Genomic DNA, 23,410 nt, shown 5'->3' with positions numbered 1-23,410 from the left:
GATGCGCTCAACCCCTCCTGACAGCCCAGGGGAGGCTCGGCACGAAGGCGCGCACCCGGTGCAGTACTCCGTTATGCTGAGACCAACGAAAGAAACTGAAGAACACGATGGGAGGAAATGTTGGGCGAGGTTGATACGTCATCAGACCAGCCGGGGGACCAGCCGGGAGAATTGTTCCGCAAGGGATGGAAGCAGGACCCCGACGCGGTTCAGGCCAACATTCTTCAGATTGCCCGCGAGATTTTCGCGGCGAAGGGACTCTCTGGCGCGCGCATCTCGGAGATTGCGGCCAAGACCAAGACCTCGAAGCGGATGATCTATTACTATTTCGGCGACAAGGAAGGCCTATACCGGGCCGCTCTGGAAGACGCCTATCAGGAAATGCGCCGGTCCGAGGATGCCCTCGACCTGGCACAGGTCCCGCCGGTCGAAGCGCTGCGTCAGCTTGCCGAATTCACCTTCGACCACCATCGCAACGCGGTCAATTTCGTCCGCCTTGTGACCATCGAAAACATCCATAACGGAGAGCATATGTCCCGGTCCGACGGTATCGTCGGGCAGAACAGCTCAGCGATACGGTTGCTGGAGAACATCTATGCACGCGGCTGCGAGCTTGGCCTGTTCCGGCGCGGACTGACGGCGCTTGAACTGCACTGGCACATCTCGGCTCTCTGTTACTTCAACGTTTCCAACCGATCGACCTTCTCCCGGATTTTCGGAGACGACCTGTTCAGCCCCAGAGGCCAGCAGATGCTGCGCCGGCATGTCGGCGACATGATCCTGCGCTTCGTCATGCGGACCGATACAGACAAAGGACGCAGCGTGCTTAATTCATTGGATGAAACGCGCCGGATTCTTCCCGGCATTGTCCGGTTCCTTGATGTCTGGGACAGCAAGTGGGCCAGCCTGGCACCGGGTGCCACACCGGCTGACCGCCGTGTCAGGTTCGAAGCCATCGCCCGCGAAATGCGGCTGGAGACGCCGGAGGGTGTGGAGACGGACGAGGAGCACTGGATCGACAGTCCCGGTGGCCCCGTTCGCGTTCGGGTATTCCGTCATGCCGACAGCGCGCCGCAATCCGCCCTGATCTACATGCATGGCGGCGGCTGGATGCAGGGCAGCCCGGAAACTCACTGGGACATTACGGCTCGCATCGCTGACTGGAACAGGCAAACGGTGATCAGCGTCGATTACGCACTGGCACCGGAACACCCCTACCCCGCCGCTTTCCAGCAGTGCACCTCGGTCGTGGAATGGGCACACCAGAACGCCGGGAAACTCGGTATCGACCCGGCCCGTATCGCCGTCGGCGGCGATAGCGCAGGCGGCAACATCGCCGCGGCGGTCGCCCTGAAATGCAGGGAGCTGAACATACCGCTCCGGGCGCAGATGCTCGTCTATCCTTCCTGCGATTTCGACCGCACCCGGCCTTCCTATGTCGAGAACGCTAACGGCCCGTTGCTGAAGGTCGCCGGCATGGCGGAAAATAACGCGCTCTATTGCGCCGATGCGGCGCAACTGAACAGCGATCCCTATATCGCCCCGCTCGCCGCCAGCAGCCATACCGGGCTGCCCCCGGCATTCATTGCCGTCGCCCAGTACGACCCGCTGCGCGACAGCGGCATTGCCTATGCGGACGCGCTTGAGACGGCCGGAGTGCCGGTCGCCCGAGCCCCGGGCGAAGGCCTGATCCATGGCTATCTGCGGGCGATGGAATATTGCCCTGAAACGGAAGCTTCGCTGCGCCGGATGTGCGCCTGGCTCAAAGCCACATGCGCATAAATGACGGCGGATACCGCATGACAATCCCCGGACACATGGAGAAGTGACTTCGATGAAAACATCCATCGCCACCGTCTCGATTTCGGGTGACTTCGAGGAGAAAATGGCGGCCATCTCCGCCGCCGGGTTCGACGGGATCGAGATCTTCGAGAACGATTTCCTCGCCTTCGACGGATCGCCCCGGGATGCCGGGCAGCTTGTGCGCGACCATGGGCTGGAGATCACACTGTTCCAGCCGTTCCGCGACTTCGAAGGCATGCCCGAGCCGCAACGCGCCCGCACCTTCGACCGGGCAGAGCGGAAGTTCGACCTGATGAGAGAGCTCGGTGCGGACCTCGTGCTGATCTGCTCCAACGTCTCTCCGCTCTCTCTTGGCGGCATCGACCGGGCGGCAGCGGATTTCGCCGAACTTGGCGAGCGTGCGGCCAAACGGGGAATCCGCGTCGGTTATGAAGCGCTCGCCTGGGGGCGGCATATCAACGACCACCGGGACGCTTGGGAAATCGTCCGCCGGGCCGATCATCCGAATATCGGCCTGATCGTCGACTCCTTCCATACGCTCGCACGGGAGCTGGACCCGAATTCCATCCGGTCCGTTCCGGGCGACAAGATCTTTTTCGTTCAACTTGCCGACGCACCGGCGATCGACATGGATCTCTTTCACTGGAGCAGGCATTACCGCTGCATGCCGGGGGAAGGCGATCTCGACGTCACCAAGTTTATGAGCGCCGTCGCCGCCACCGGGTACGACGGCTATGTCTCCCTCGAAATCTTCAACGACCAGTTCCGTGGCGGCTCCCCCAAGACCATTTCCATCGATGGGCACCGCTCCCTGGTCTATCTGATGGACCGGGTGAAACGCTCCGAGCCCGGGATCGCGATGGACGTTCCGGACATGCCGGACCGGGTCCGTGCCTCGGGCATCGAGTTCATCGAATTCGCGGCCGATGAGAAGGAGGCGGAAGAGCTCGGCGCCCAACTGACCGCTCTCGGCTTTCAGAAAGCCGGCCAGCACATCGCGAAGGATGTGAAGCTCTGGCGCCAGGGTGACATCAACATCGTCATCAACACCGAACGGGAAGGCTTCGCCCATTCCTCCTACCTAGTGCATGGCACGACCGTCTGCGATATCGGCTTGAAGGTGGAGGACGCCGCCGCGACTGTGGAACGGGCGCGCCAGCTCGGCGCCACCCTTTTCGAACAGCCTGTGGGCCCCGGCGAGCTGAGCATTCCCGCCATTCGCGGAGTCGGTGGCGGCATCATGCATTTCCTCGACAATCACAGCGAGCTCGCCCGGGTGTGGGAGATCGAGTTCAAGGCGGAAGACGGGCAGATACAGGGACAGGACGCCGGCCTGACCAGTATCGACCATCTCGCCCAGACCATGAACTACGAGGAAATGCTGACCTGGCTGCTGTTCTACACATCGATTTTCGACACGCGGAAAACGCCAATGGTCGATGTCGTCGATCCCGCCGGACTGGTCCGGAGCCAGGCCATCGAGAATCCCGAAGGCTCGCTCCGAATCACCTTGAACGGTGCCGAGAACCGGAGGACTCTCGCCGGACACTTCATCACCGAGAGCTTCGGCTCGGCCGTCCAGCACGTGGCCTTCAGAACAGACGATATTTTCGCCACGGCGGACCAGCTGAAAAAAACCGGCTTCGTCCCCTTGCCGATTTCCCCGAACTATTATGACGACCTGGATGCGCGCTTTGCCCTCGACGGCGACCTGCTCGACCGGCTGAAAGAGGCCAGCATCCTCTATGACCGCGATGATCTGGGCGAATACTTCCAGATTTACAGTCCCAATTATGGCGAGGGATTCTTCTTCGAGATCGTCGAGCGCAGGGGCGGATATGCCGGTTATGGCGCGAGCAACGCACAGTTCCGGATCGCCGCCCAGAAGCGCGCACTTGAAAGCGGATCTGCAACAGTCACCCGGTGATCTTGATCCATCGTTCCACGAAAACTTGACATCCGTCATGAATTGCGACTGATTCTGCGAACAACTCTCATTATCAGACTCGGCCAGTTGACGCCGGGATCGGCGCGGGGTCATGCAAGCAGAACTTTTGGTTTCGGTGGGCAATGCCGGGATCTGGCTGGACGAACATATCCGTCACCTGGAATCCCACGATATCCTGCCGGTGGCGCGCGCCGCGAATGACGCGACGTATGAGACCGATTTCGGTCGCATCTACTTGCTGGCACAGGATGGCGCGCTTCAGGTCAGGATCGAGTCACCCGACGAAGCGGCACTGACAACCCTTCAGGGATCGATCACCCACTATCTGGCGGAAACCGATCCCGTTCTGGCGAAAACCATCACCTGGAGCGGCGTCGCCCCCGCGCCCGGCCAGCCGAAAAATTTCCGGAAAATGACGGTCGCGCAGGTACAGCCTCTCTCCAGCTGGCTGTTGCGGATGACGCTGAAGGGCGAGGATCTGGCCCCGTTCGATCAGCGCGGTTTGCATGTCCGCCTGATGTTTCCGGAGGTGCCGGGCGACCGTGAAACGGTATGGCCAACGATAGAGCCGTCCGGCGCAGTCCATTATCCGGACGGTGACAACAGTCTGACGGTCCGGGTCTACACGATCCGGCAGATTCGCCCCGAGAGCGGTGAGGTCGACATCGATATTGTCCGCCATGCCGGCGGCGCTTTTGCAGACTGGTCAGAAACGGCACAACCGGGCGATGCCGTTGGCATGCTCGGCCCGGGTGGCGGCTATTTCCCGCCGGAAGGGTGGCTCGCGATCGGCGGCGACGATACGGCTGTCCCAGCGATCCTGCGCATTCTGGAAAATCGTCCGAATCAGACCGGCGGACATGTCGTCATCGGTCTGCATTCGCATCAGGCCCCATTCGAGATCGCCCTGCCGGCGAATTTCATGATCGATTGGGTCAGCACCGCCGATCTTGTCGATGCCATGAAAGCCATCGCGGCACCCGCAACCGGGAACGGCACTTACTGGTTTGCCGGCGAAGCCGAACAGGCCAGAGCCCTCCGGACACATTTCAAATCCACTCTCGAACTTCCGGCCGAACGCCGGTCCAGCGCTGCTTACTGGCGGCGCACAGAGCCGGCGTAAAACTGTCTGGCCAAAAGCTCCCGTCTTCGCCGCGCTTCGCTGTCAGTCCAGCTCCGGGTTAGTCAGCCGCTTCGGGTTGCGGTCGCGGCTCCGGTGGCAACGTTTCGAGCTGAGCTTCGAAAGCGCGCAGGCGTTTGTAGACTGAGATCAGCTCGACGATGGTGCCCCAGCTCCGGACCAGAAACTGGAAAGACGATTCCACCCGGCCGAATGCCCGGACAATCTGCTGCATGACACCGAGCGTGATGGCTCCGGCGACAATGGTGGGGGCGAGCGCGATATAGGGCACCAGAACACCAAACTGCAGATAGCTCCATTTGGCGACATCGAAATACATGTAGTGGAAGAACAGCCGGAAATAGTTCTTCCGGACATTCTGGAACAATTCCCACACGGTCGGCGGCGTGGCACGGTCCTCGTGATCCTCGCCGTAAACCAGTTCCTTGCGATAGGCCGCTTCCACCTTCTGATTGTTGAATTCCAGGCCCGGCAGCTTCAAACCGACCACGGCAAGTACGGCCGTCCCGAAAAGCGCGAAGATGATCGCGACATAGACCAGCGCGTGATCTACCTCCCCAAAGAACGGGACCACTTTCACCTGCTTGGAAAGTCCCCAGAGGATCGGCAGGAATGCGAGCAGGGTCATCAGGGAGTCGAGCAGGTTACTGCCGAGCGATTCCATGATCGTCGCAAACCGCCTTGTATCTTCCTGAACGCGCTGGCTTGCGCCTTCGATATGCCGAAGATGCTGCCAGTGCGACATGTAGAAACCGTTCATCGCCTGGCGCCAGCGAAACACCCAGTGCTTGGTGAAAAAGCCGAGGAAGACGGCGACGACGATGTAGATCCCTGCGATCTGTCCAAATGTCAGAAGCAGCTTGTAGAATTCTCCGATAGAAATGCTGCCCGGCTCGCCGAGCGCCTTCTGAACCGTGTCATAGAAACCGCCGAACCACTCATTGATCTGAACATCGAGCTGAACCTGATACCAGGTACCACCGACGATCAACGCCATACCAACCCACGCCCAGACCGCCCATTCGCGGTTCAGAAAGAAGGATCGAAACATCAGGTCACCTGTTTTCGGTTCTGTTCAATGCTCAGGATGTATAGACAGATCGCCCCCGGAACAACCGGACATACACACGCCCCGTCTGACGCGCCTGAAAGCCTCGGCTAGATGTCGTCCGAGTCTTCTTCGATATCGACCTTGGGCCCCGCTGACGTGGTTTCCTGAAGCGCCGGTTTCGGGCCGAGTGCCGCATGCAGCCAGACTGTCACTTTGGTGCCCACTCCAAGAGTGCTCTCTATCCTCAATTCACCGGAATGAGCATCCACCAGAGATTTGACGATACTAAGGCCAAGGCCGGTGCCTTCATGGCTGTGATGCGGATGATTGCTCGCCTGGGAAAAGGGGTCGGTGATGGTGGGCAGCTTGTCCGCCGCAATACCCTCGCCGCTATCCTCGACGACGATTGCAATCATATCCCCCCGGTCCGACTGTGCCGAGAGCCGTATCCAGCCACTCTCCGGGGTGAATTTCACGGCATTGGACAGCAAATTCAGAATGATCTGGCGCACGGACCGGAGATCAGCGAACAGCCGCAACGGCTCGCCAGGCACACCCACCTCGAGATTGATCGATTTGTCGGCCGCGATTTTAGAAACCTCGACGGTGCTTTCCCGCAGCAACTCCAGGAGGCCTATTTCCTCCTTCATGATCACGCGCTTGCCCGCCTCGATGGCGGATATATCGAGGATGTCGTTCACCAGCGCCAGCATGTGGTTTCCGCTGTCATTTATGGCATCGGCATATTCCCGGTAAGCCGGCGCACCGACCGGACCGAGGACTTCCTGCGAGAGCATCTCACTGAAACCGAGAATGGCATTCAGCGGTGTGCGGAACTCGTGACTCATCGTGGCCAAAAATTCAGACTTCGCCCGGTTCGCCCTTTCGGCATCCAGCAAGGCCCGGTCGCGGGATATTTCCGCCTCCCGCTGCCGGGTAACGTCGCTGCCTGTTCCGCGATACCCGAGAAACGTGCCGTCATCGTCGTAGAACGGCATGCCATTGATCATCACCGCGACTTCGTGCCCTTCTTCGCCACGCAAAAGATAACGGAACCCGCTGAAAGGCCGCTGCGCCTCGATGTCGGAGATATGCGTTCGCCATTTCTCCGAGGTCAGGTCTTCAATCGTCGCCTCGAAACGGGTCCTCCCGAGATTGCTTTCCGGGATCAGCCCGCTGTAGTCCCGTGCGCCATGCGCGAAATAGCTGAAGCGCCCTTCTGCATCGGTTTCCCACAGCCAGTCCGAAGACGCCTCGGCGAAATCCCGAAACCGCTTCTCGCTTTCATGGAGCTGCATCTCCGTGCGATTGCGGTCTGTCATGTCCTGCATGACCACGACACTGCCGGATCGGGATTCGCCCGGCATCGCGAGAGACATTTTGGAAACGGCGTAGCTGCGGGCCTGCCCCGACGGAAGGGCCAGCACCATCGAGACTGGCTGGATCATGCCTTCCGGCCCGGCGGCATTTTCCGGCTCCAGAGCCTGAACGATGCCCGCGTCCGACCAGATCTCATCGATATTCTTTCCGGCGACATCAGGCTGGTTGCAGCCCGTAAGCTGCGCAAACGCACTGTTCGCATTCACCAGCAGGCCATTATCGTCTTCAACGAAAATCGGCATCGGCACGGCATCGATGATGTGCTGCCGCAAGTCGAGCTGCAGAAGTAACGCGTCATCCGCGGCATGCCGCGCAGCAGCTTCCGTTTCAGCCCGCGCTATCATTTTATGGTGGGCGATAATCATCAGCCCAATCGCGCAGGCAATGGCCAAAACCTGCGCCAGAAGAAACCCGTAGGGCGCAATCCACTCCACATCGCGCAAAATCGGGTAATCCAGCTGAAGCAATCCCCAGAATACGAAGAGCACCCCGGTTATCCGGTACCCGGCTCCGATGCTGCCTGTACCGCTCTTTCGCCAGAGCGACAGGCCGCTAAAGATCAAGCCGCCCACAGCCAGAATGAAAACCGGGACGGCCCGGACGAGCGGCGGAAGCTGGAAGATTTCAGCGGCGAGGACCCAGAAAACGATCAGGCTGATGCCAAGAACAACAAGCTGGGCCAGAACTGCATATCCAAGAAACCTGCGCGTTCCGGCCGCGAGCATAACCGCGGACATGGCCAGCAGGATTTCAAGGAAGATCGAAGCGGGTTCCGGCGCAATGAATGCGACGCAGCCATTCGCCCCGGCATAGGCCCAGAACCCGCCGGCCCACCAACTCAGCCCGCTTGGCGCATTCGGTATCGACCGCAAATACGTTAATGCAGCCGCAAGCAACAACGACGCGAGCATTGCGCTGAGCGCTGCTGTATGCAGTGAAATAGCCATCGTGGGGTAGTCCTGCCTGTCCATACGGTTTTCATTGATACGCCGAAACCGTAATTATTTTGAGTGCACTAGCACACACTAAGCCGCGCACCTCCAGTACGGGCAAGTCTAAATCGCTATCTCGACAATAATTTCACAAGCGGGTGAAGGCCTTACATCGCATTCGGATTAGAGGCGAGTAATGCCTCAGCGTTCCGGAATGCTATGTTACTCCGAACAGGCTCCGGCAAGTCGGCGAGCCAGCCTCGAACCCACGTTATATAATCGGCCACGTCTTCCCAGCGGGACGGCGTGTAGGTATCGGTGCCGATGGTGAAGCGCCCGGGGAAACGCACGAAGGTCCGGCGCCAGGCGGGGGTTATCTTGCCGCCCGATACATGCTCGAAACGGAAGGACAGGTCGGCCCGGAGTTCTGGATAAGCGGCCAGCGTGGCTTCAACCCGTTCGCGGCCCTCAAAACCGGCATGCGCCCACAGAACCCGCGCCTCCGGATCGTGCTTGAAAATCCGCGCAATAGCGTCGGCATCCGCATGTGCATGGAGAAAAAGTCCGTGCTTACGGGCCAGATCGACAAGACCGCGGACGGCCGGTTTATCCGCATCCGCGCCCGAGACATGAAACTCGCCAATCCCCGCATAGCGATTGGCCGCAAGCCGTCCGGCCACCATCTCCACCACAGTCGGATCGTCCACCCAGCTTTGGAGCTCCCCCCGTTTCCGGTAAGGGCGCAACACCGGCACGATGAAATCCGGTGCCGCACGATAAAGCCTCTGAGTCCCCTCATCCGGCGAGCTGGAAACGAAGGCCCTGCGGAGTCCTGCCTGCCGTAATATCTCCACGGCGTCCTCAGCGGAATACCGCTCCCAGGCATCGTGACTGTAGTGAATATGGGTATCGAAGAGCCGCAACTCTTCCGCTTTCACGACATTGCCGCAAAGCATCAGCCCGAATCCGAGCATCGCCAGGCTTCTCGCCAGTGCCTTCATCGAACGTCTCCCTCCTACCGCGAATCAGTTGAAATGATGTGGCGCATTCGTGCTCAACGTCCAGCTTGAGCTCCGATCCGCGCTGACGATATGCTCCGCATCTAACCCAATAACGGAGAGATAAAATGGAGATTAGGGTCGACGATTTGACCGGTCCGGAAATCGCGGAATTGCTGTCCGCGCACCTGGAGCACGGCAACGCAAATTCGCCGCCGGAAAGCGTCCATGCCCTCGATCTCGACGGGCTGCGACATCCGGACATCACGTTCTGGAGCGTTTGGCAGGACGGCAGCCTGCTTGGCTGCGGTGCGCTGCGGGAGCTCTCGCCGGATCAGGGCGAGCTGAAATCCATGCACACGGCTCGGCAGCATCGCGGCAAGGGCGTTGCCCGGCTCATGGTGGAGCATATTCTGGCCGAGGCGAAGAAACGCGGGTACCGGCAGGTCAGCCTGGAGACGGGCTCCATGGAAGCCTTCGCACCGGCACGCGCGCTCTATAGCCGTTTCGGGTTCGAGGAATGCCCGCCTTTCGGCAGCTACACCCTCGACCCGCACAGCGTTTTCATGACCCGCGGCCTGGCCGCCTGAAGCGTCCGGGTATCGGCGGTCGATCTTAGCGGTTCTGCCAAGTCGGCCGGCGCTTCTCCAGAAAGGCCGACATGCCTTCGCGGAAATCGGCGCTGGTATAAGCCGCTTCGATCAGATCCCGGTCTTCCGGGACCGCGCCACTGGTGCGCAAGCGCCGCAACGCTTCCTTGGTCACCCGCATGGTGATCGGCGCGTGCCCCTTCAGGGTCTCCGACAGCTCCGTTGCACGGGCCATGACCGCATCCCGGTCCGGCAGCACTTCGGAGACAAGACCGATCGCCTTGGCTTCCTCCGCGCCGACAAGGCGGGCGGTCAGCAGCATCTCGGACACCCGCGCCGGTCCAACCAGCCAGGACAGGCGCCGCAGGTTTTCATTCGACAGGCAATTCCCGAGCGTACGGGCAATCGGAAAGCCGAATTTCAGATCCGCCGCCGTCAGACGAATGTCGCAGGAAGCCGCAACCGCTGCGCCGCCGCCGGTGCAGGCCCCATGGATCGCCGCGATGGTCGGCACCGGGCAGCGCTCGATATCCGCCATCATCCTGTTGCCGTTCTCCTCGTAGGCGAAGGCGTCCTCGGCCGTTGAGAAATCCTTGAACTGGCCGATATCCGTGCCCGCCGCGAAGGCCTTGTCTCCGGCGCCGCACATTACGATGGCGGAAACCGCCTCGCCTTTGCCGGCATCCCGGCAGATCTCCGCAACACCTTCATACATGGCGAAAGTGAAGGCGTTACGGGCCTTGGGTCGGTTAAAGGTGATCCAGCCGATGCCGCCCTTCACCTCATAGATAAGATCTTCGGTCGCGTGTTCCACAACGCCTCCCCTTCACCCTTTGACGGGTTTTCGATTTTGCCGGTGTGCCCCGGAGAACTCCGTGGCAGAGTCGGCCCCATGAAAGCAGGAAACAAAACCCTCGGTCCACGTCTTCGCGTCGTGCTGGACACGAATGTCGCCATCGGCCCCGGTCAGGCGGATCTTCTGGAAGCCATTGCTGAGACCGGATCGATCAGTAAGGCCGGACGATCCATGGGCATGAGTTACCGCCGTGCCTGGCTGCTGGTGCAGCGGATGAACTCCCATTTCCAGGCGCCGCTTGTGGAAACCGCCAAGGGCGGCAGCAGCGGCGGTGGTGCACGGCTGACAGCGCTGGGACAGGACATCGCCACCTGTTACCGGCAAATGGAAGCCCGGGCCGCCGACGTGCTGGCGCCGGAGATGGAAAGACTGCGCGGATTGCTGGCCAGCAATATGGAAAGCGGAGCGGACGATGAGGAGGGCGCGGCCTCACCTTGACGAGAGCGTTATATCCGATGATATATAACGCTCTTTTCGCGACACCCGTGCACACCACAGGACCGATCATGAAACCGCGATTCTCCAGGCGACTGACCAGGCAAACCCTGTCCTTGCTGGCTTGCCTCGTGATCGCCATCGCCGGGGCTGTTTCAGCTCACGCAGCCGAAGCCACCATCGCCGTCGCGGCTAATTTCGCCTCCACCGCAGACAAGCTGGCCAAGGCTTTCAAGGCAGAAAGCGGCGAGACTGTTGTCATCGCAAACGGGTCAACCGGGCAGATCTATGCCCAGATCCAGCAAGGCGCGCCGTTCGACGCTTTCCTTGCCGCCGATCAGGCCCGTCCGGCACTCCTGCAGAAGGACGGCACGGCGGCGCGAGCGCCCTTCACCTATGCCACCGGTCGCCTGGCCCTCTGGAGCCCCGATCCGGCCACGATACCGGAGGACGGTGCCGCCTTTCTCAGCCTGGCCGAACTCGAGCGCATCTCCATCGCCAATCCGAAACTGGCGCCTTATGGCGTAGCCGCGAAGGAGAGCCTGACCGCCCTCGGCCTCTGGCAGACCTACGAGAAGCGCATCGTGATGGGCCAGAATATTGCCCAGGCGTTCCAGATCGTTGCCGCCGGCGGTGCCCCCGCAGGCTTTGTCGCGCTGTCGCAACTGCTCGCCGCGCCGGATAGTCTGCGCGGCAGTCATTGGCCCGTTCCAGCAAATCTGCACACGCCGATCCGGCAGGACGCAGTGCTCCTGAAACGGGGCGCGAATAACCCTGCCGCCGAAGGGTTCCTTGCCTTCCTGACTTCACCCGCCGGCTGCGCGACCATTCGCGAGGCCGGGTACCAGCCGCCCGACGCCTGCAAATGAGCCCGGGCGATCTTTCCGCCATTCTGCTGACCCTGAAGCTGGCCGGCGCAACCTCGGTCATCCTCGTTCTCATTGGCACGCCCCTCGCCTGGTGGCTGTCACACACGCGCTCCCGCCTGCGCTGGATCATCGAGCCCGCCGTCGCCCTGCCGCTCGTCCTGCCGCCGACCGTGCTCGGTTTCTACCTGCTGATCCTGCTCGGCCCCGCCGGCGCCATCGGCGGCGCCTGGGTTCAGCTCACCGGAGAGACCCTGGCCTTCTCCTTCTCCGGCCTGCTGATCGCCTCGGTGATCTATTCCCTGCCTTTTGCCGTGCAGCCACTGCAGACCGCGTTCCAGTCGGTCGGCACCAAGCACATGGAAGCAGCCGCCACACTTGGCGCCTCGCCGCTCGACGCGTTCATGACGGTCGCCTCTCCGATAGCCATCCGGGGCTATATCACCGCTGCCGTGCTGACCTTTGCCCACACGGTCGGCGAATTCGGCGTGGTTCTGATGGTCGGCGGAAACATTCCGGAGAAGACCCGGGTGATTTCCATCGCCATCTTCGAGCATGTGGAAACCCTCTCCTACACAGAGGCCCACCGACTTTCGATCGGTTTGCTGATCTTCTCATTCCTGGTGCTGATGGCGGTGACAATCCTGCACCGTCGAGCGCCTGTGCGGGCGGGATGAGCCGGTCATGCTGATCATGCGCGGCACAATCCGGTTCCCGGAATTCACAGCGAACGTCGATGTCTCGGCTCCGCTCTCCGGCATTGTCGGTCTGTTCGGTCCGTCCGGGCACGGCAAGACCACCCTGCTCCGGCTTGCCTCCGGTCTTGAGCGCGGCACGGACTGCTATGTCGAGCATGACGGCGAGATCTGGCAGGACGACAGAAACGGGATTTTCGTCCCGCCGCACAAGCGACGGATCGGCTTTGTCTTTCAGGACAGCCGGCTGTTCCCCCACCTCTCCGCCGGCGGCAATCTCGACTATGCGGCCAAGAGGGCAAATCCCGGTCGCGCCGATCCGACCCGCGGGCAAATCGTCGACATGCTGGACCTCGCTCCCTTGTTGCACCGCAGAGTGGAAGAGCTTTCCGGGGGCGAGGCACAGCGCGTGGCCATCGGCCGGGCATTGGTCTCGCGACCCCGCCTGCTGCTCATGGATGAGCCACTTTCATCCCTCGATATCCGGCGCAAGATGGAGATTCTTCCCTATATCGAGCGCGTGCGGGAGGAAATGGACATCCCCGTCCTCTACGTCACACATTCCCTCGACGAACTCAGCCGTCTTGCGGACCACGTGCTCCTGATCAGGAACGGTGGCGTCGCGGCGGAGGGAAGTGTCCCAGAGGTGATGCAGCGCATGGATCTCGGCCCGATGCTGGGACGCTTCGAGGCTGGCGTGATCCTGGAAGGTCCGGTCCTCGCGCAGGACGCCGACTACGCCATGACAGACCTTGCAATTGGCAACCAGGTCCTGCGCATGCCGAATATCGACGCCGAGCCCGGCACAATGGTCCGTATTCGTGTCCGCGCGCGTGACGTTTCGATCGCCATCGAAGAGCCGGCCGGCCTCAGCATCCGCAATGCCCTGCGGGCCAGGATTTCGGATATCGTTCTGGAAGACGGCGCATTCGCCGAGATCTTGCTGGACCTGGACGGGTTCGGCCTCAGGGCAAGGGTAACCCGTGAAAGCGTTGCCCTGTTAAAGCTTGAAGCCGGAATGAATGTCTACGCCCTGATCAAGAGCAGCGCAATCGACCGCCGTCTGATCCCCGGTGGCGGGAAGCGGCGGATTTAGAACGGTTTTAAGAGATAACGAGATCGTTATTCTGCCCCCTCCCTGGACCGAAGAGTGCCGGGAGGGCCGCAGGCACCCCAAAAACGCGTCAGGACAATGGGATAAGCGTCTTTCATCCTAAAAATTCTGAGGATATCAATAATGATTCTCATAATTACAGTTATTGCTATTGATAAAAACTCTCATTATCACACTTCCTCTAACGGCTGATTCTTATAAAAAGCACTCGGAGGAAAGCTCATGCGCAGATCGTCAATTCTCGCCACCACAATGCTAACGGCTTTGGTGTTCTCGTTACCTGCTGCGGCCGACGACCGCGTCTATGCAGACTTTCCAGTCACCGTGAAAGGCTATACCGGCAGCAAGACCTCATCGGTCTCGTACTCCGGCCAGATTGCCCGGCACGCCCTGCATGATTCGTTGAAGAAGCTCGCGGGTTCCGGCGACGGAAGCAGCCCGGAAGACCTCAAGACCAGAATGATGGCCTACTTCGCGAAAAGCGATGCCGGACGCGACATCCTGGCGCCGAAGAGCAAAGGTCCTTTCGTCATCAAGCAGAGCAAGATCGACGAGATTTCCAAGAAAAAGAACCTTGCCGGAAAAACCACAAAGGCAACGGTTACCGGCATGCCCAACAACATGACCGGTCCCGAGCTGGTCGAATTCTGGATCGATAAAGCGGCGCAAACCAAAGGCGGGGTCGATCTGGCAAATGGCTACGATTACAGCCAGCTGATTTCCAAATTCGTCATGGGTGCGGTGTCCTACAACCAGGTTGTGGACGGCTATCTCGATGAATATCTGGGTCCGGACAAGAAACCGAACGACAAGCCATACCGTGACGGCGCGGCTTATACGGGCAAGGAACACGCCTGGGACGAAGCCTTCGGTTACTTCGGCACGCCGGCCCACACGATGCAGCTGACCGCGCGTCAGGTCTATGACATCTCCAAAAGGAAGGGCGATGCGCTCGCCGCCGCGGACTTGAACAAGGACGGCAAAGTCGACCTGAAGACCGAGATGACGTTCGGCCCGGCTTACTACGCTGCCGGCTTCGACGCCTCGGTCTACGACAAGGGCAACGCCACAAATTACCTGCACGCGATCACCGGCGCGTTCCTCGACGGCCGTCACCTGCTGACGGATGCCAACGGCGAGAAATTGACAGCCGCCCAGCGGGAACAGCTCCGGGCCTATGCCAAGGTCATCGGGAAGAACTGGGAGAAGGTTCTCGCGGAAGCGGTCTTCAAATATGCCGGCTCCGTCTACAAGGACATGGTCAAGCTGCAGACGATCATGGAAGCCAATGGCGACACGGCGAAGGTCGAACGCAACTACATTAAGCACTGGGGTGAGCTCAAGGGCTTCAGCCTGGCACTGCAGACCGGCAAGGACAATCTCGGCGAGACAGCGACACGCCTGAACCGGATGATCGGCTACGGCCCGCTGTTGACCAATGCCAGCCAGGTCGTCGATATCGACAATTCAGGCAACTATGTCCGCGACCAGGGCTCGCCCTGGGGCGAATACATGCTGCATATGGCAAAAGTTCAGCAGCTGATGATCGACAAGTTCGGGGTACAGGCCCGGAATAATGACGTCACCGGGGGCATGGCCGAGCTGACCAAAAGCCTCGGCGGAACCAACAGCGCCGAAAACGACTGACCTGAACCATCCGGCGGGTGCTATTACAGCGCCCGCCGGCCACATTCGAGTGTCATCAGCCATGGACGACGTCCTATACAGCTACATGGAGCAGGTCATTGCTCCTTTCTGGAACCCGGAAAAGCGGGTGTTCCTGGGCTATCTGGCTGCTGCACTCTTGCTCGCCGCGCTTTTCTATAGTCTGACCGCGCCGGGAAATTGGCGCCGGGCGCTGGCAGACGCCTTCGGGCGGCGGATCTGGTGGTCCTCCTCGGCAAAGGCCGACTACAAGGTTCTCCTGATCAATCAGGCCGTTCTGATGGGGGTGATGCCCCGTCTTTTATCGAAGCTTGCCGTCGCGACCGTGATCTTCGAGGCACTGCACATATGGATGGACGGCCGGACCCTGATATGGCCGGACGCTCCGGTATGGGCCGTCGGCACGCTGTTCACCCTCACCCTGTTCTTGCTGGACGATCTCGCGAAATACCTCACGCACCGGGCTCTGCACCGCTGGCCCCTGCTCTGGTGTTTTCACAAGGTCCACCATTCCGCCGAGACATTGACGCCACTCACTGTTTACCGGACCCATCCGGTTGAAGGCGTGATATTCGCCTTGCGCGGCATCCTCGTACAAGGTGCCGTCGTTGCGATTTTCATCTACTTTTTCGGTGATCGCGCCGAACTGGTCACGATCCTTGGCGCGAATGCGGTTCTGTTCATCTTTAACGCTGCAGGCTCCAACCTCCGGCACTCCCATGTCTGGATTTCCTACGGCCGCTGGATCGAACGCCTTTTAATCTCGCCGGCTCAACACCAGATCCACCATTCCATCGCGCCCGAGCACTACGACAAGAATTTTGGAGCGGTGCTGGCGATATGGGATTGGGTTGGCGGCAGCCTGTGCCTTGCGGGGCGCCGGAAGCCGGTCTCGTTCGGTGTTACCGAAGAAGAAGCGCCGACGCCGCACGCCCTTAGATCGCTTTATATCACCCCCGTTTTCGAGGCCGCACATTGTGCCCGGCGCTCGGCGAGGAAAGGACTGTTCTTAATGTCGTCCATACTATCGACAGCTCTTCGGCGCACCGTAGCCGGGGGCTTGATGTTTCTGGTCCTGGTCCTGACCACGGCCGGATATGCGTTCTCGCAGCAGGAACTGAATATTTACTCCCACCGGCAGCCCTTTCTGATCCAGCCCTTCATCGACGCCTATACCGAGCAGACCGGCACCAAGGTGAATATCGTCTATGCCTCGCGCGGGCTTGCCCAGCGCCTCCAGGCGGAAGGCGAGAGCAGTCCGGCGGACGTCATCCTCACGGTGGATATCGGCCGGCTTCATGTTTATGCGGACAAGAACCTGCTTTCTGCCGTCGACTCCCCCGTGCTCACGAAGAACATCCCGGCACATCTGCGCGATCCGAAGAACCATTGGTTCGCTTTCTCCAAACGCGCCCGTGTGATCGCGGTCTCGAAAGACGTCGAAGATGTGCGCAAAATCTCCCGCTACGAGGATCTCAGCGATCCCCAGTGGGAAGGCCGCATCTGCTCGCGCCCCGGAAGCCACGTCTACAATCGCGCACTCGTTGCCTCCATGATCGAGGCCAATGGAGCGGACGGTGCGGAAAAGTGGGCCCTCGGCGTCGTCCAGAATCTGGCACAGCGGCCGCAAGGCAACGACCGCGCCCAGGTTCGGGCGATCTTCCAAGGCGTTTGCGATATCGCGATTATCAACAACTACTATTTCGGCAAACTGAAATTCTCGGACAAGCCGTCGCAGCGAGAATGGGCGGATGCCGTCACTCTCATTTTCCCCAATCAGCAAGACCGGGGAACCCACATCAACATCTCCGGCGGCGGCGTGGCGAAACACTCGCGGAACAAAGCCGAGGCAGTCCGTTTTCTTGAATTCCTGACCTCATCCGAAGCCCAACGGCTTTACGGCGCAATCAACTTCGAGTATCCGGTGAACCCTGCCGTCGACATTCCGGATGAACTCCGGTCGTGGGGAACATTCAAGGAAGATCAGATGCCGATCGCACGCATCGCCGATTTGGCGCCACAGGCACAGATGATCATCGACCGGGTTAGATGGTAGCAGAACCAGTTGCGCCCGGACCCGCAGGCGTCCGGACCTTCATCAACCCACTGTTTCTGGCCAGCGGGCTGCTGGCGATTGTCCTGCTTTTCCCCATAGCCGCTGTTTTCGTTGCCGCCTCCGGAGACAGCGAGGGGTTGTGGTCGCACCTGGCCTCGACCGTGTTGCCCTATTATGTCGGCAACACTCTGGTTCTGATGGCCGGAGTCTCCGTCGTCAGCCTCTGTTTCGGGGTCAGTTCGGCCTGGGTCGTGACCCGTTATGAATTCCCCGGATCCCGTTTTTTCGAATGGATGCTGCTTCTGCCCGCAGCCGTGCCCGGCTACCTGATTGCCTACACCTATACGGACTTCCTGGAATATGCCGGACCGGTGCAGATGGCACTGCGCGCGCTTTTCGGCTGGACGAGCGCACGCGATTACTGGTTTCCGGAAATCCGCTCGATGCATGGCGCCGCACTGGTGATGGGCGCGGTGCTTTATCCATACATATACATGATGGCCCGAGCCGCCTTTTTGACGACACCGGCCTCGATGCTCGACGCGGGGCGTCTGGCGAACCGCAACCTGTTCTGGGGCATCGCGCTCCCCCTGGCGCGGCCCGCAATCGTGGCCGGGCTCGCTCTGGTGCTGATGGAGACGATTTCCGACTTCGGCACCGTCGAGTTCTTCGCCATCCAGACCCTCACCCTCGGCATCTTCAATGTCTGGCTGGGTATGAACAATCTGGCGGCGGCCTCACAAATTGCCTGCGTGGCCTTCATTCTGATCCTTGCATTGCTCACGCTTGAGACCATGGCCCGAACGCGGCGGCGGTTCGCCGACACATCGCGTCGCGCCAACACCATGACGGCCCTCCCGGCCCGCAAATGGAACGCCGTTGTTTGCATTCTCGTCTGTGGGACGCCGATAACGATCGGGTTTCTGATCCCGGTTGGCGTTCTGCTTTCCTTCGTGCTGAAGGGGTATTCGATCGACCTGACGGGTGCCGCCGCGGAAGCCGTGGTGAACTCCCTCAGTCTATCGGCCATGGTTGCCGCGCTGGTGGTCGCGTCCGCGACATTCATGGGGCTGATTGCCGTCTATGGCGGCGGCACGCTCCTCCGCAAACTGACGGCCCTGGCATCCATCGGTTATGCCTTTCCGGGGACGATCCTTGCGGTCGGTGTCGTAACCGCGGCCGGGCTGCTGGATCGGGGGATGGCCTCGCTTACCGGATACCTGTTCGGACACGCGCAAGGCGGATGGCTGACAAGCGGCATCGGGCTGGTCGTGGTGGCCTGCGTTGTCCGCTTTCAGGCCGTTGGCTACGGCGCGGTGGCATCGGGCCTGCAGCGCGTCCCGTCAAACCTGATCGAAGCGGGCCGGACTCTGGGACGCACATTGACCGGGGGCCTGGTCGAAATCGTTGCTCCTCTGATCCGGACCTCGGTCGCGGCCGGCGGCGTCCTCGTTTTCGTCGACGTGATGAAAGAGCTGCCGATGACGCTGCTGCTCAGACCGTTCAACTACGAGACGCTCGCGACCTTCGTCTATCAATACGCAAAAGATGAACTGCTGGAGGAAGCTGCCCTCCCGGCCCTCCTGATCATTGCGGCAGGCATCCTGCCGGTGATAGTTCTGAGCCGCGCGATATCCGCCTCCCGGCCCGGACATCGCCGCCCCGCCTGAGGCCGGTATCGCGAGTTCGCAATGAGTGCTGAGGCTGCAATTTCTGCGGCGGAGCGCCGGAGCCTGTTTTTCCGGCTGTCTGGCTTCTATGGCACCTTCTTCCTGCTATTCGGTGTGTTGCTGCCGTTCCAGCCGGTCTGGCTCGACAGCCGCGGGCTGAGCCCGATCGAGATCGCCTCGATTATGGCGGCGGTGTTCTGGGTGAAGATGATCTCCCACCCGCTGGTCGCTCATATCGCCGACCGGCGCAGCCACGGTCGATGGCTCTCCATCGTGCTCGCCATGCTGTCGCTCTGTACCTGCCTCCTGCTCACCGGCGCCACCGGGTTCTGGCCAATAGCCCTGCTCTGCGGCCTGTTTGCCGCGCTCTACAATCCGATCCTTCCGGTGATGGAGAATATCGCGCTCCGCGTGGTCCGCGATGCCGGGCTGGATTACGGCCGGGTGCGGCTCTGGGGCTCCATCAGCTTCATCGTCGGGACAACGGCAACGGGTGCCTTTCTCTCAGGCCGTGACCCGGGCTGGATCATGTGGATTGCGGCTGGAGCGGTCGGCACGATCCTGATTGCCTGCTGGGGTATGCCGGAACGCGCGCGTCCGGCAACGACAAGCCGGAGCAACCCGCTCTCGCTACTGGCCCGGCCTGATTTCCTGCTGTTCGTCGCCACCGCCGGTCTGCTGCAGGTCAGCCACGCCGTCTATTACGCTTTCGGCTCCATCTCCTGGCGCAATGCCGGGCTGGACGAGAGCATGATCGGCTTTCTCTGGGGGGTCGGGGTGGTCGCCGAAGTCCTGCTGTTTGCTTTCGCCGGGAGATTCTCCCGCAAAATCGGCCCGCTCGGCTTTCTTGCATTTGCCGCCATCGGCGGCCTGATACGCTGGCCACTCACGCCGCTGACCAACGATCCAGTTCTGTTGATGCCGCTGCAATGCCTGCATGCCCTGACCTTCGGGGCGGCGCATCTGGGGGCGATGGCTTATCTGACCCGCGCCATTCCGGATCATCTCGGCGCCACCGGTCAGAGCCTCTATTACGCGCTAACCGGCGGCGTCCTGATGGGCGTGACGATGCCGCTTGCCGGCATGATGTATGAGGATGTCGGTACCGCCGCCTATAACGCGATGGGCGTCTGCTCGGCCCTGGCCCTGCCGGGTTTGTTCATTCTCTGGCGAATGCAGAACAGGAAAATGGCCGAAGTCTGAGCCGGGCTCAGGCCGACTGATTCAGGCCGCTTGGCGCCTCGGCACCAGCTCCGCTGCCTCGCGGATCAGCTCGGGACGGGCGTCGTCCCGGAACGCGTTCTCGGACAGATGGCGGCGCCAGGCGCGGGCTCCGGCGCAACCCTGGAAAAGCCCGAGCATATGCCGGGTAATGCTTTTCAGCGGTACGCCCTCGGCCATGCGGCGGGCGGCATATTCCACCATTGCATCGGCCACGTCCCAGGGAGTGAGATCCGTCTCGCCAGCGCCGTAGAACCGGCGGTCAACATCGGCCAGTATCCACGGCGTCTGATAGGCTGCACGGCCGATCATCACACCATCGACATGCACCAACTGTGCTTCCGCTTCGTCGAGCGTGGCGATACCGCCGTTGATCGAGAGCTCAAGCGCGTCGAACTGCTGCTTCATGGTATGAACCAGCGGGTAGTCCAGCGGCGGCACGTCGCGGTTTTCCTTCGGGCTGAGCCCCTGCAACCAGGCCTTCCGGGCATGCACAATGACGTGGCGGCATCCTGCATCCGCAACCTGACGGATGAAACCCGGCAGAACCGTCTCCGGCTCCTGATCGTCAACACCGATGCGGGATTTCACGGTAACGGGTATGGAGACGGCTTCGCTCATCGCCGCGACGCAGCGGGCGACCAGATCCGGCTCCCGCATCAGGCAGGCGCCGAAACTGCCGGACTGCACCCGGTCGCTCGGGCAACCGACATTGATGTTCACTTCCGCATAGCCCCAATCCTCGGCCATACGAGCACATTCCGCCATGGCATCGGGCTCGCTGCCGCCAAGCTGCAGGACAAGCGGATGCTCGAACGCGTCATAGCGCAGGAAACGCTTGGCATCGCCGTGCAGCAGGGCGCCGGTTGTCACCATCTCCGTATAGAGGACGGCATGCCGGCTGATCTGCCGCAGGAAATAGCGGTCGTGCCGGTCAGTCCAGTCCATCATCGGTGCGACGGATATGCGGTGAAGTTCAGTCACGTGTCTTTTAGCCTCTGGCTGCAATCTGCCCTTTCATATCGTCTGCAGGGCCAGGTTTCCAACGGGAAAACGGCAGATCAGCCCTGCGGACGCATGCAGACAGTCGCGCCTGTCACTCCTCGTGCCGCTCCGGATAGCCCTGAGGGATACGAAAAGAAACGAATTGTTTTTAAACGACCCCTCGTCCGCACGCAGCATCGGCACAATCTCTTTTCTACATCAATCGGCGAAAGGACACGTCACATGAGCTGGAGCCCCTGCCCCGACCCCACCCTTGGCGACAGCGCCTCTGTCGATGCCGTCGAGACCGTGATTGTCCCGCGCGCGGTCGATCTCGGAGAGATGACGGTACGACGCTCCCTGCCGACCAGGCAGCGCCAGATGGTCGGCCCCTTCATCTTTTTCGACCAGATGGGCCCGGCCGAATTCCTGACCGATCAGGGCATTGATGTGCGCCCGCACCCGCATGTCAATCTGGCGACCGTCACCTATCTGTTGGAAGGCGAAATCCTGCACCGGGACAGTCTTGGCACGGAACAGGCCATCCGCCCCGGTGCAGTGAACTGGATGAAAGCGGGCACCGGCATCGTGCATTCCGAACGCACTTCAGACGCCCTGAAACAGACTGGCCAGCGCCTGTTCGGGCTACAGACCTGGGTCGCCCTGCCGGAAGCCGAAGAAGAAACAGCTCCGGCCTTTCATCATCACGGGGTCGACGATATTCCGACGATCACCGATGGCGCGCTTTCCCTCCGGCTGATTGCGGGCGAGATGCAGGGTGTGCGCTCTCCGCTGAAAACCGCCTCGGAAACGCTCTATGCCGATTTCAGCCTGGAACGCGGTGGCCGCTTTCAGATCGAGGCAAGCCATGAGGAACGCGCCCTCTACATCCTGTCCGGCTCGCTTTCCGTGGAGGGTATCCAGCACGGCAATGCGACACTGCTGATATTGCGAAGCGGCGCTCCCGTGGAAGTTAAGGCAACGGAATCCACACGCTTTATGGTCTTCGGTGGCGAGCCGATGGAAGGGCCACGTTATATCTGGTGGAACTTCGTCTCTTCCCGGCTCGAGCGCATAGAGCAGGCGAAGGAGGAATGGCGGCAAGGCCGGTTCGATACGGTGCCGGGCGACGAGGAGGATTTCATCCCACTGCCGGAAGACAAGACCAAACCGCGCAAGGCAATCGGTGGCCGCGCGTTCGACTGACAAACACAGAGCGACGGATATTTTGAGAAAGATAGCCGAAACCGCCTGAACCGCATTCATCTCCCAGACGCCGGACTTGTTGACGCGCGTGATCTTGCATGATTCTTTCGCGCTCAATCTGTGCTTGTATCCACCTCACCTTATTATTGGCTGACCCAATGCAAACCTGGCGCCCGTCACAAACTATTGAAGTCAAAGCGCTCGGCCTCGTGTGGCGGAACGGGCTCCTCTTGGCCAGTGAAATTCAGAATGACGATGGAAGCATCAAAGGCGTCAGACCGCTTGGCGGGCGGCTGGAGTTTGGGGAGAGTTGGCGGGATGCGCTGGTACGGGAATTCAATGAAGAACTCGGGGTATCGGTTCATATCATTGGAACCCCGGTGATCCTGGAAAGCATCTATACCCATCATGGCGTCGTTGGGCATGAGGTTGCATTTGTGTCCAACATTGCCTTCCCGGATGACGCTTATACGCATGATGGGCCGATAGAGTATTTGGAAGATAATGGAGCGCCCTGTCGCGCATCCTGGTTCGATGTGAACACGCTGGATCGTGGTGGCCTGGAACTCTACCCAACTGGGTTAAAGGGCGCCCTTCAAGACGGTACGATGAAGCCCGATTGACGAACGGCCGCTTTTGCCGTTTGCGGATATTGAGAGGCTCTCGAGTCAGTGTCTCGCCAGCACGCCAATAAACGTAATGGTATTTATGCCAATGGTTACGCGACATCTCATTAAACGGGAGGACGGAGCAACTGTTGAGCTTTTTCAAGCTCAGGCTTCAGGCAGCACGCCCCGAG

Annotated in this window: 19 protein-coding genes; 14 read left to right on the top strand and 5 right to left on the bottom strand. The window is 60.7% G+C overall.

The genetic code is table 11. The features are described from left to right. The first annotated feature begins 117 nt into the window (after nucleotides 1-117). The 3 genes from IG629_RS15785 (at nucleotide 118) to IG629_RS15775 (ending at nucleotide 4,874) form a co-directional block, all read left to right on the top strand. Nucleotides 118-1,782: an alpha/beta hydrolase fold domain-containing protein gene (locus IG629_RS15785; protein WP_193172893.1), complete on the top strand. Its 1,665-nt coding sequence runs from the start codon at nucleotides 118-120 to the stop codon at nucleotides 1,780-1,782. Nucleotides 1,783-1,834: 52 nt separating this feature from the next. Continuing rightward, nucleotides 1,835-3,730, top strand: a complete 1,896-nt coding sequence (locus tag IG629_RS15780) for a bifunctional sugar phosphate isomerase/epimerase/4-hydroxyphenylpyruvate dioxygenase family protein (RefSeq protein ID WP_193172892.1) — start codon at nucleotides 1,835-1,837, stop codon at nucleotides 3,728-3,730. 112 nt (nucleotides 3,731-3,842) lie between these two features. After that, entirely contained in the window at nucleotides 3,843-4,874 is a 1,032-nt protein-coding gene (locus IG629_RS15775; protein WP_193172891.1) for a siderophore-interacting protein, read from the top strand. 58 nt (nucleotides 4,875-4,932) lie between these two features. Here the strand turns inward: IG629_RS15775 and sbmA are convergent, their stop codons facing one another. The 3 genes from sbmA to IG629_RS15760 form a co-directional block, all read right to left on the bottom strand. Beyond that, entirely contained in the window at nucleotides 4,933-5,943 is a 1,011-nt protein-coding gene (sbmA, locus tag IG629_RS15770) for a peptide antibiotic transporter SbmA (protein WP_193172890.1), read from the bottom strand. A gap of 107 nt (nucleotides 5,944-6,050) precedes the next feature. After that, the gene (locus IG629_RS15765; protein ID WP_193172889.1) at nucleotides 6,051-8,270 is read right to left on the bottom strand and encodes a PAS domain-containing sensor histidine kinase; all 2,220 of its coding nucleotides are present in this window, start codon (nucleotides 8,268-8,270) and stop codon (nucleotides 6,051-6,053) included. Nucleotides 8,271-8,422: 152 nt separating this feature from the next. Next, nucleotides 8,423-9,256, bottom strand: coding sequence for an amidohydrolase family protein (locus IG629_RS15760; protein ID WP_193172888.1), 834 nt, complete (start codon nucleotides 9,254-9,256; stop codon nucleotides 8,423-8,425). Nucleotides 9,257-9,381: 125 nt separating this feature from the next. On the opposite strand from IG629_RS15760, the gene IG629_RS15755 reads away from it, so the two are divergent. Beyond that, the gene (locus IG629_RS15755) at nucleotides 9,382-9,843 is read left to right on the top strand and encodes a GNAT family N-acetyltransferase (protein ID WP_028467309.1); all 462 of its coding nucleotides are present in this window, start codon (nucleotides 9,382-9,384) and stop codon (nucleotides 9,841-9,843) included. A gap of 25 nt (nucleotides 9,844-9,868) precedes the next feature. On the opposite strand, the gene IG629_RS15750 is transcribed toward IG629_RS15755, so the two are convergent. Next, entirely contained in the window at nucleotides 9,869-10,657 is a 789-nt protein-coding gene (locus IG629_RS15750) for an enoyl-CoA hydratase/isomerase family protein (RefSeq protein ID WP_193172887.1), read from the bottom strand. Nucleotides 10,658-10,735: 78 nt separating this feature from the next. On the opposite strand from IG629_RS15750, the gene IG629_RS15745 reads away from it, so the two are divergent. The 8 genes from IG629_RS15745 (at nucleotide 10,736) to IG629_RS15710 (ending at nucleotide 20,403) form a co-directional block, all read left to right on the top strand. After that, nucleotides 10,736-11,137 carry a winged helix-turn-helix domain-containing protein gene (locus tag IG629_RS15745; protein WP_193172886.1) on the top strand — a complete coding sequence of 134 codons (402 nt, stop codon included), beginning with the start codon at nucleotides 10,736-10,738 and terminating at the stop codon, nucleotides 11,135-11,137. A 68-nt stretch (nucleotides 11,138-11,205) separates the two neighbouring features. Continuing rightward, the gene (gene modA / locus IG629_RS15740; RefSeq protein ID WP_193172885.1) at nucleotides 11,206-12,003 is read left to right on the top strand and encodes a molybdate ABC transporter substrate-binding protein; all 798 of its coding nucleotides are present in this window, start codon (nucleotides 11,206-11,208) and stop codon (nucleotides 12,001-12,003) included. Beyond that, nucleotides 12,000-12,677, top strand: coding sequence for a molybdate ABC transporter permease subunit (modB, locus tag IG629_RS15735; RefSeq protein ID WP_193172884.1), 678 nt, complete (start codon nucleotides 12,000-12,002; stop codon nucleotides 12,675-12,677). The genes modA and modB overlap by 4 nt, the downstream gene beginning before the upstream one ends. Nucleotides 12,678-12,684: 7 nt before the next feature. Then, complete coding sequence (modC, locus tag IG629_RS15730) at nucleotides 12,685-13,791, top strand: molybdenum ABC transporter ATP-binding protein (RefSeq protein ID WP_193172883.1); 1,107 nt, start codon at nucleotides 12,685-12,687, stop codon at nucleotides 13,789-13,791. Between the two features lie 240 nt (nucleotides 13,792-14,031). Then, on the top strand, nucleotides 14,032-15,456 hold the full coding sequence (locus IG629_RS15725) for a DUF4856 domain-containing protein (RefSeq protein WP_193172882.1): 1,425 nt from the start codon (nucleotides 14,032-14,034) through the stop codon (nucleotides 15,454-15,456). Between the two features lie 61 nt (nucleotides 15,457-15,517). Continuing rightward, nucleotides 15,518-17,530, top strand: coding sequence for an extracellular solute-binding protein (locus IG629_RS15720; RefSeq protein ID WP_193172881.1), 2,013 nt, complete (start codon nucleotides 15,518-15,520; stop codon nucleotides 17,528-17,530). After that, a complete protein-coding gene (locus tag IG629_RS15715) occupies nucleotides 17,524-19,200 on the top strand; it encodes an ABC transporter permease (protein WP_193172880.1) in 1,677 nt (558 codons plus the stop codon). The genes IG629_RS15720 and IG629_RS15715 overlap by 7 nt, the downstream gene beginning before the upstream one ends. A gap of 21 nt (nucleotides 19,201-19,221) precedes the next feature. Further along, entirely contained in the window at nucleotides 19,222-20,403 is a 1,182-nt protein-coding gene (locus tag IG629_RS15710; RefSeq protein ID WP_193172879.1) for an MFS transporter, read from the top strand. Between the two features lie 21 nt (nucleotides 20,404-20,424). On the opposite strand, the gene dusA is transcribed toward IG629_RS15710, so the two are convergent. Further along, on the bottom strand, nucleotides 20,425-21,405 hold the full coding sequence (gene dusA / locus IG629_RS15705) for a tRNA dihydrouridine(20/20a) synthase DusA (protein WP_319025104.1): 981 nt from the start codon (nucleotides 21,403-21,405) through the stop codon (nucleotides 20,425-20,427). Between the two features lie 243 nt (nucleotides 21,406-21,648). On the opposite strand from dusA, the gene IG629_RS15700 reads away from it, so the two are divergent. Both IG629_RS15700 and IG629_RS15695 read left to right on the top strand, forming a co-directional pair. Further along, nucleotides 21,649-22,611 carry a pirin family protein gene (locus IG629_RS15700; RefSeq protein WP_193172878.1) on the top strand — a complete coding sequence of 321 codons (963 nt, stop codon included), beginning with the start codon at nucleotides 21,649-21,651 and terminating at the stop codon, nucleotides 22,609-22,611. Nucleotides 22,612-22,709: 98 nt separating this feature from the next. Beyond that, a complete protein-coding gene (locus tag IG629_RS15695) occupies nucleotides 22,710-23,234 on the top strand; it encodes an NUDIX hydrolase (protein ID WP_226886812.1) in 525 nt (174 codons plus the stop codon). Nucleotides 23,235-23,410 lie beyond the last annotated feature (176 nt).

Origin of the sequence: Nisaea nitritireducens (assembly GCF_014904795.1) — a bacterium.
In the GTDB taxonomy this organism is placed as follows: Bacteria; Pseudomonadota; Alphaproteobacteria; order Thalassobaculales; family Thalassobaculaceae; genus Nisaea; species Nisaea nitritireducens.
The sequence above is the reverse complement of the archived record's forward strand: the minus strand, read 5'-3'. Positions and strand labels throughout refer to the sequence as shown.

Excerpts from the sequence above, each read along its gene's own strand:
- IG629_RS15775 (WP_193172891.1), top strand. The coding sequence starts at position 3,843 with ATGCAAGCAGAACTTTTGGTTTCGGTGGGCAATGCCGGGATCTGGCTG.
- IG629_RS15760 (WP_193172888.1), bottom strand. The coding sequence starts at position 9,256 with ATGAAGGCACTGGCGAGAAGCCTGGCGATGCTCGGATTCGGGCTGATG.
- IG629_RS15710 (WP_193172879.1), top strand. The coding sequence starts at position 19,222 with ATGAGTGCTGAGGCTGCAATTTCTGCGGCGGAGCGCCGGAGCCTGTTT.
- IG629_RS15695 (WP_226886812.1), top strand. The coding sequence starts at position 22,710 with ATGATTCTTTCGCGCTCAATCTGTGCTTGTATCCACCTCACCTTATTA.
- IG629_RS15755 (WP_028467309.1), top strand. The coding sequence starts at position 9,382 with ATGGAGATTAGGGTCGACGATTTGACCGGTCCGGAAATCGCGGAATTG.
- IG629_RS15720 (WP_193172881.1), top strand. The coding sequence starts at position 15,518 with ATGGACGACGTCCTATACAGCTACATGGAGCAGGTCATTGCTCCTTTC.
- sbmA (WP_193172890.1), bottom strand. The coding sequence starts at position 5,943 with ATGTTTCGATCCTTCTTTCTGAACCGCGAATGGGCGGTCTGGGCGTGG.
- IG629_RS15785 (WP_193172893.1), top strand. The coding sequence starts at position 118 with ATGTTGGGCGAGGTTGATACGTCATCAGACCAGCCGGGGGACCAGCCG.
- IG629_RS15725 (WP_193172882.1), top strand. The coding sequence starts at position 14,032 with ATGCGCAGATCGTCAATTCTCGCCACCACAATGCTAACGGCTTTGGTG.
- IG629_RS15745 (WP_193172886.1), top strand. The coding sequence starts at position 10,736 with ATGAAAGCAGGAAACAAAACCCTCGGTCCACGTCTTCGCGTCGTGCTG.
- IG629_RS15715 (WP_193172880.1), top strand. The coding sequence starts at position 17,524 with ATGGTAGCAGAACCAGTTGCGCCCGGACCCGCAGGCGTCCGGACCTTC.
- IG629_RS15765 (WP_193172889.1), bottom strand. The coding sequence starts at position 8,270 with ATGGCTATTTCACTGCATACAGCAGCGCTCAGCGCAATGCTCGCGTCG.
- modC (WP_193172883.1), top strand. The coding sequence starts at position 12,685 with ATGCTGATCATGCGCGGCACAATCCGGTTCCCGGAATTCACAGCGAAC.
- IG629_RS15780 (WP_193172892.1), top strand. The coding sequence starts at position 1,835 with ATGAAAACATCCATCGCCACCGTCTCGATTTCGGGTGACTTCGAGGAG.
- modB (WP_193172884.1), top strand. The coding sequence starts at position 12,000 with ATGAGCCCGGGCGATCTTTCCGCCATTCTGCTGACCCTGAAGCTGGCC.
- IG629_RS15700 (WP_193172878.1), top strand. The coding sequence starts at position 21,649 with ATGAGCTGGAGCCCCTGCCCCGACCCCACCCTTGGCGACAGCGCCTCT.
- modA (WP_193172885.1), top strand. The coding sequence starts at position 11,206 with ATGAAACCGCGATTCTCCAGGCGACTGACCAGGCAAACCCTGTCCTTG.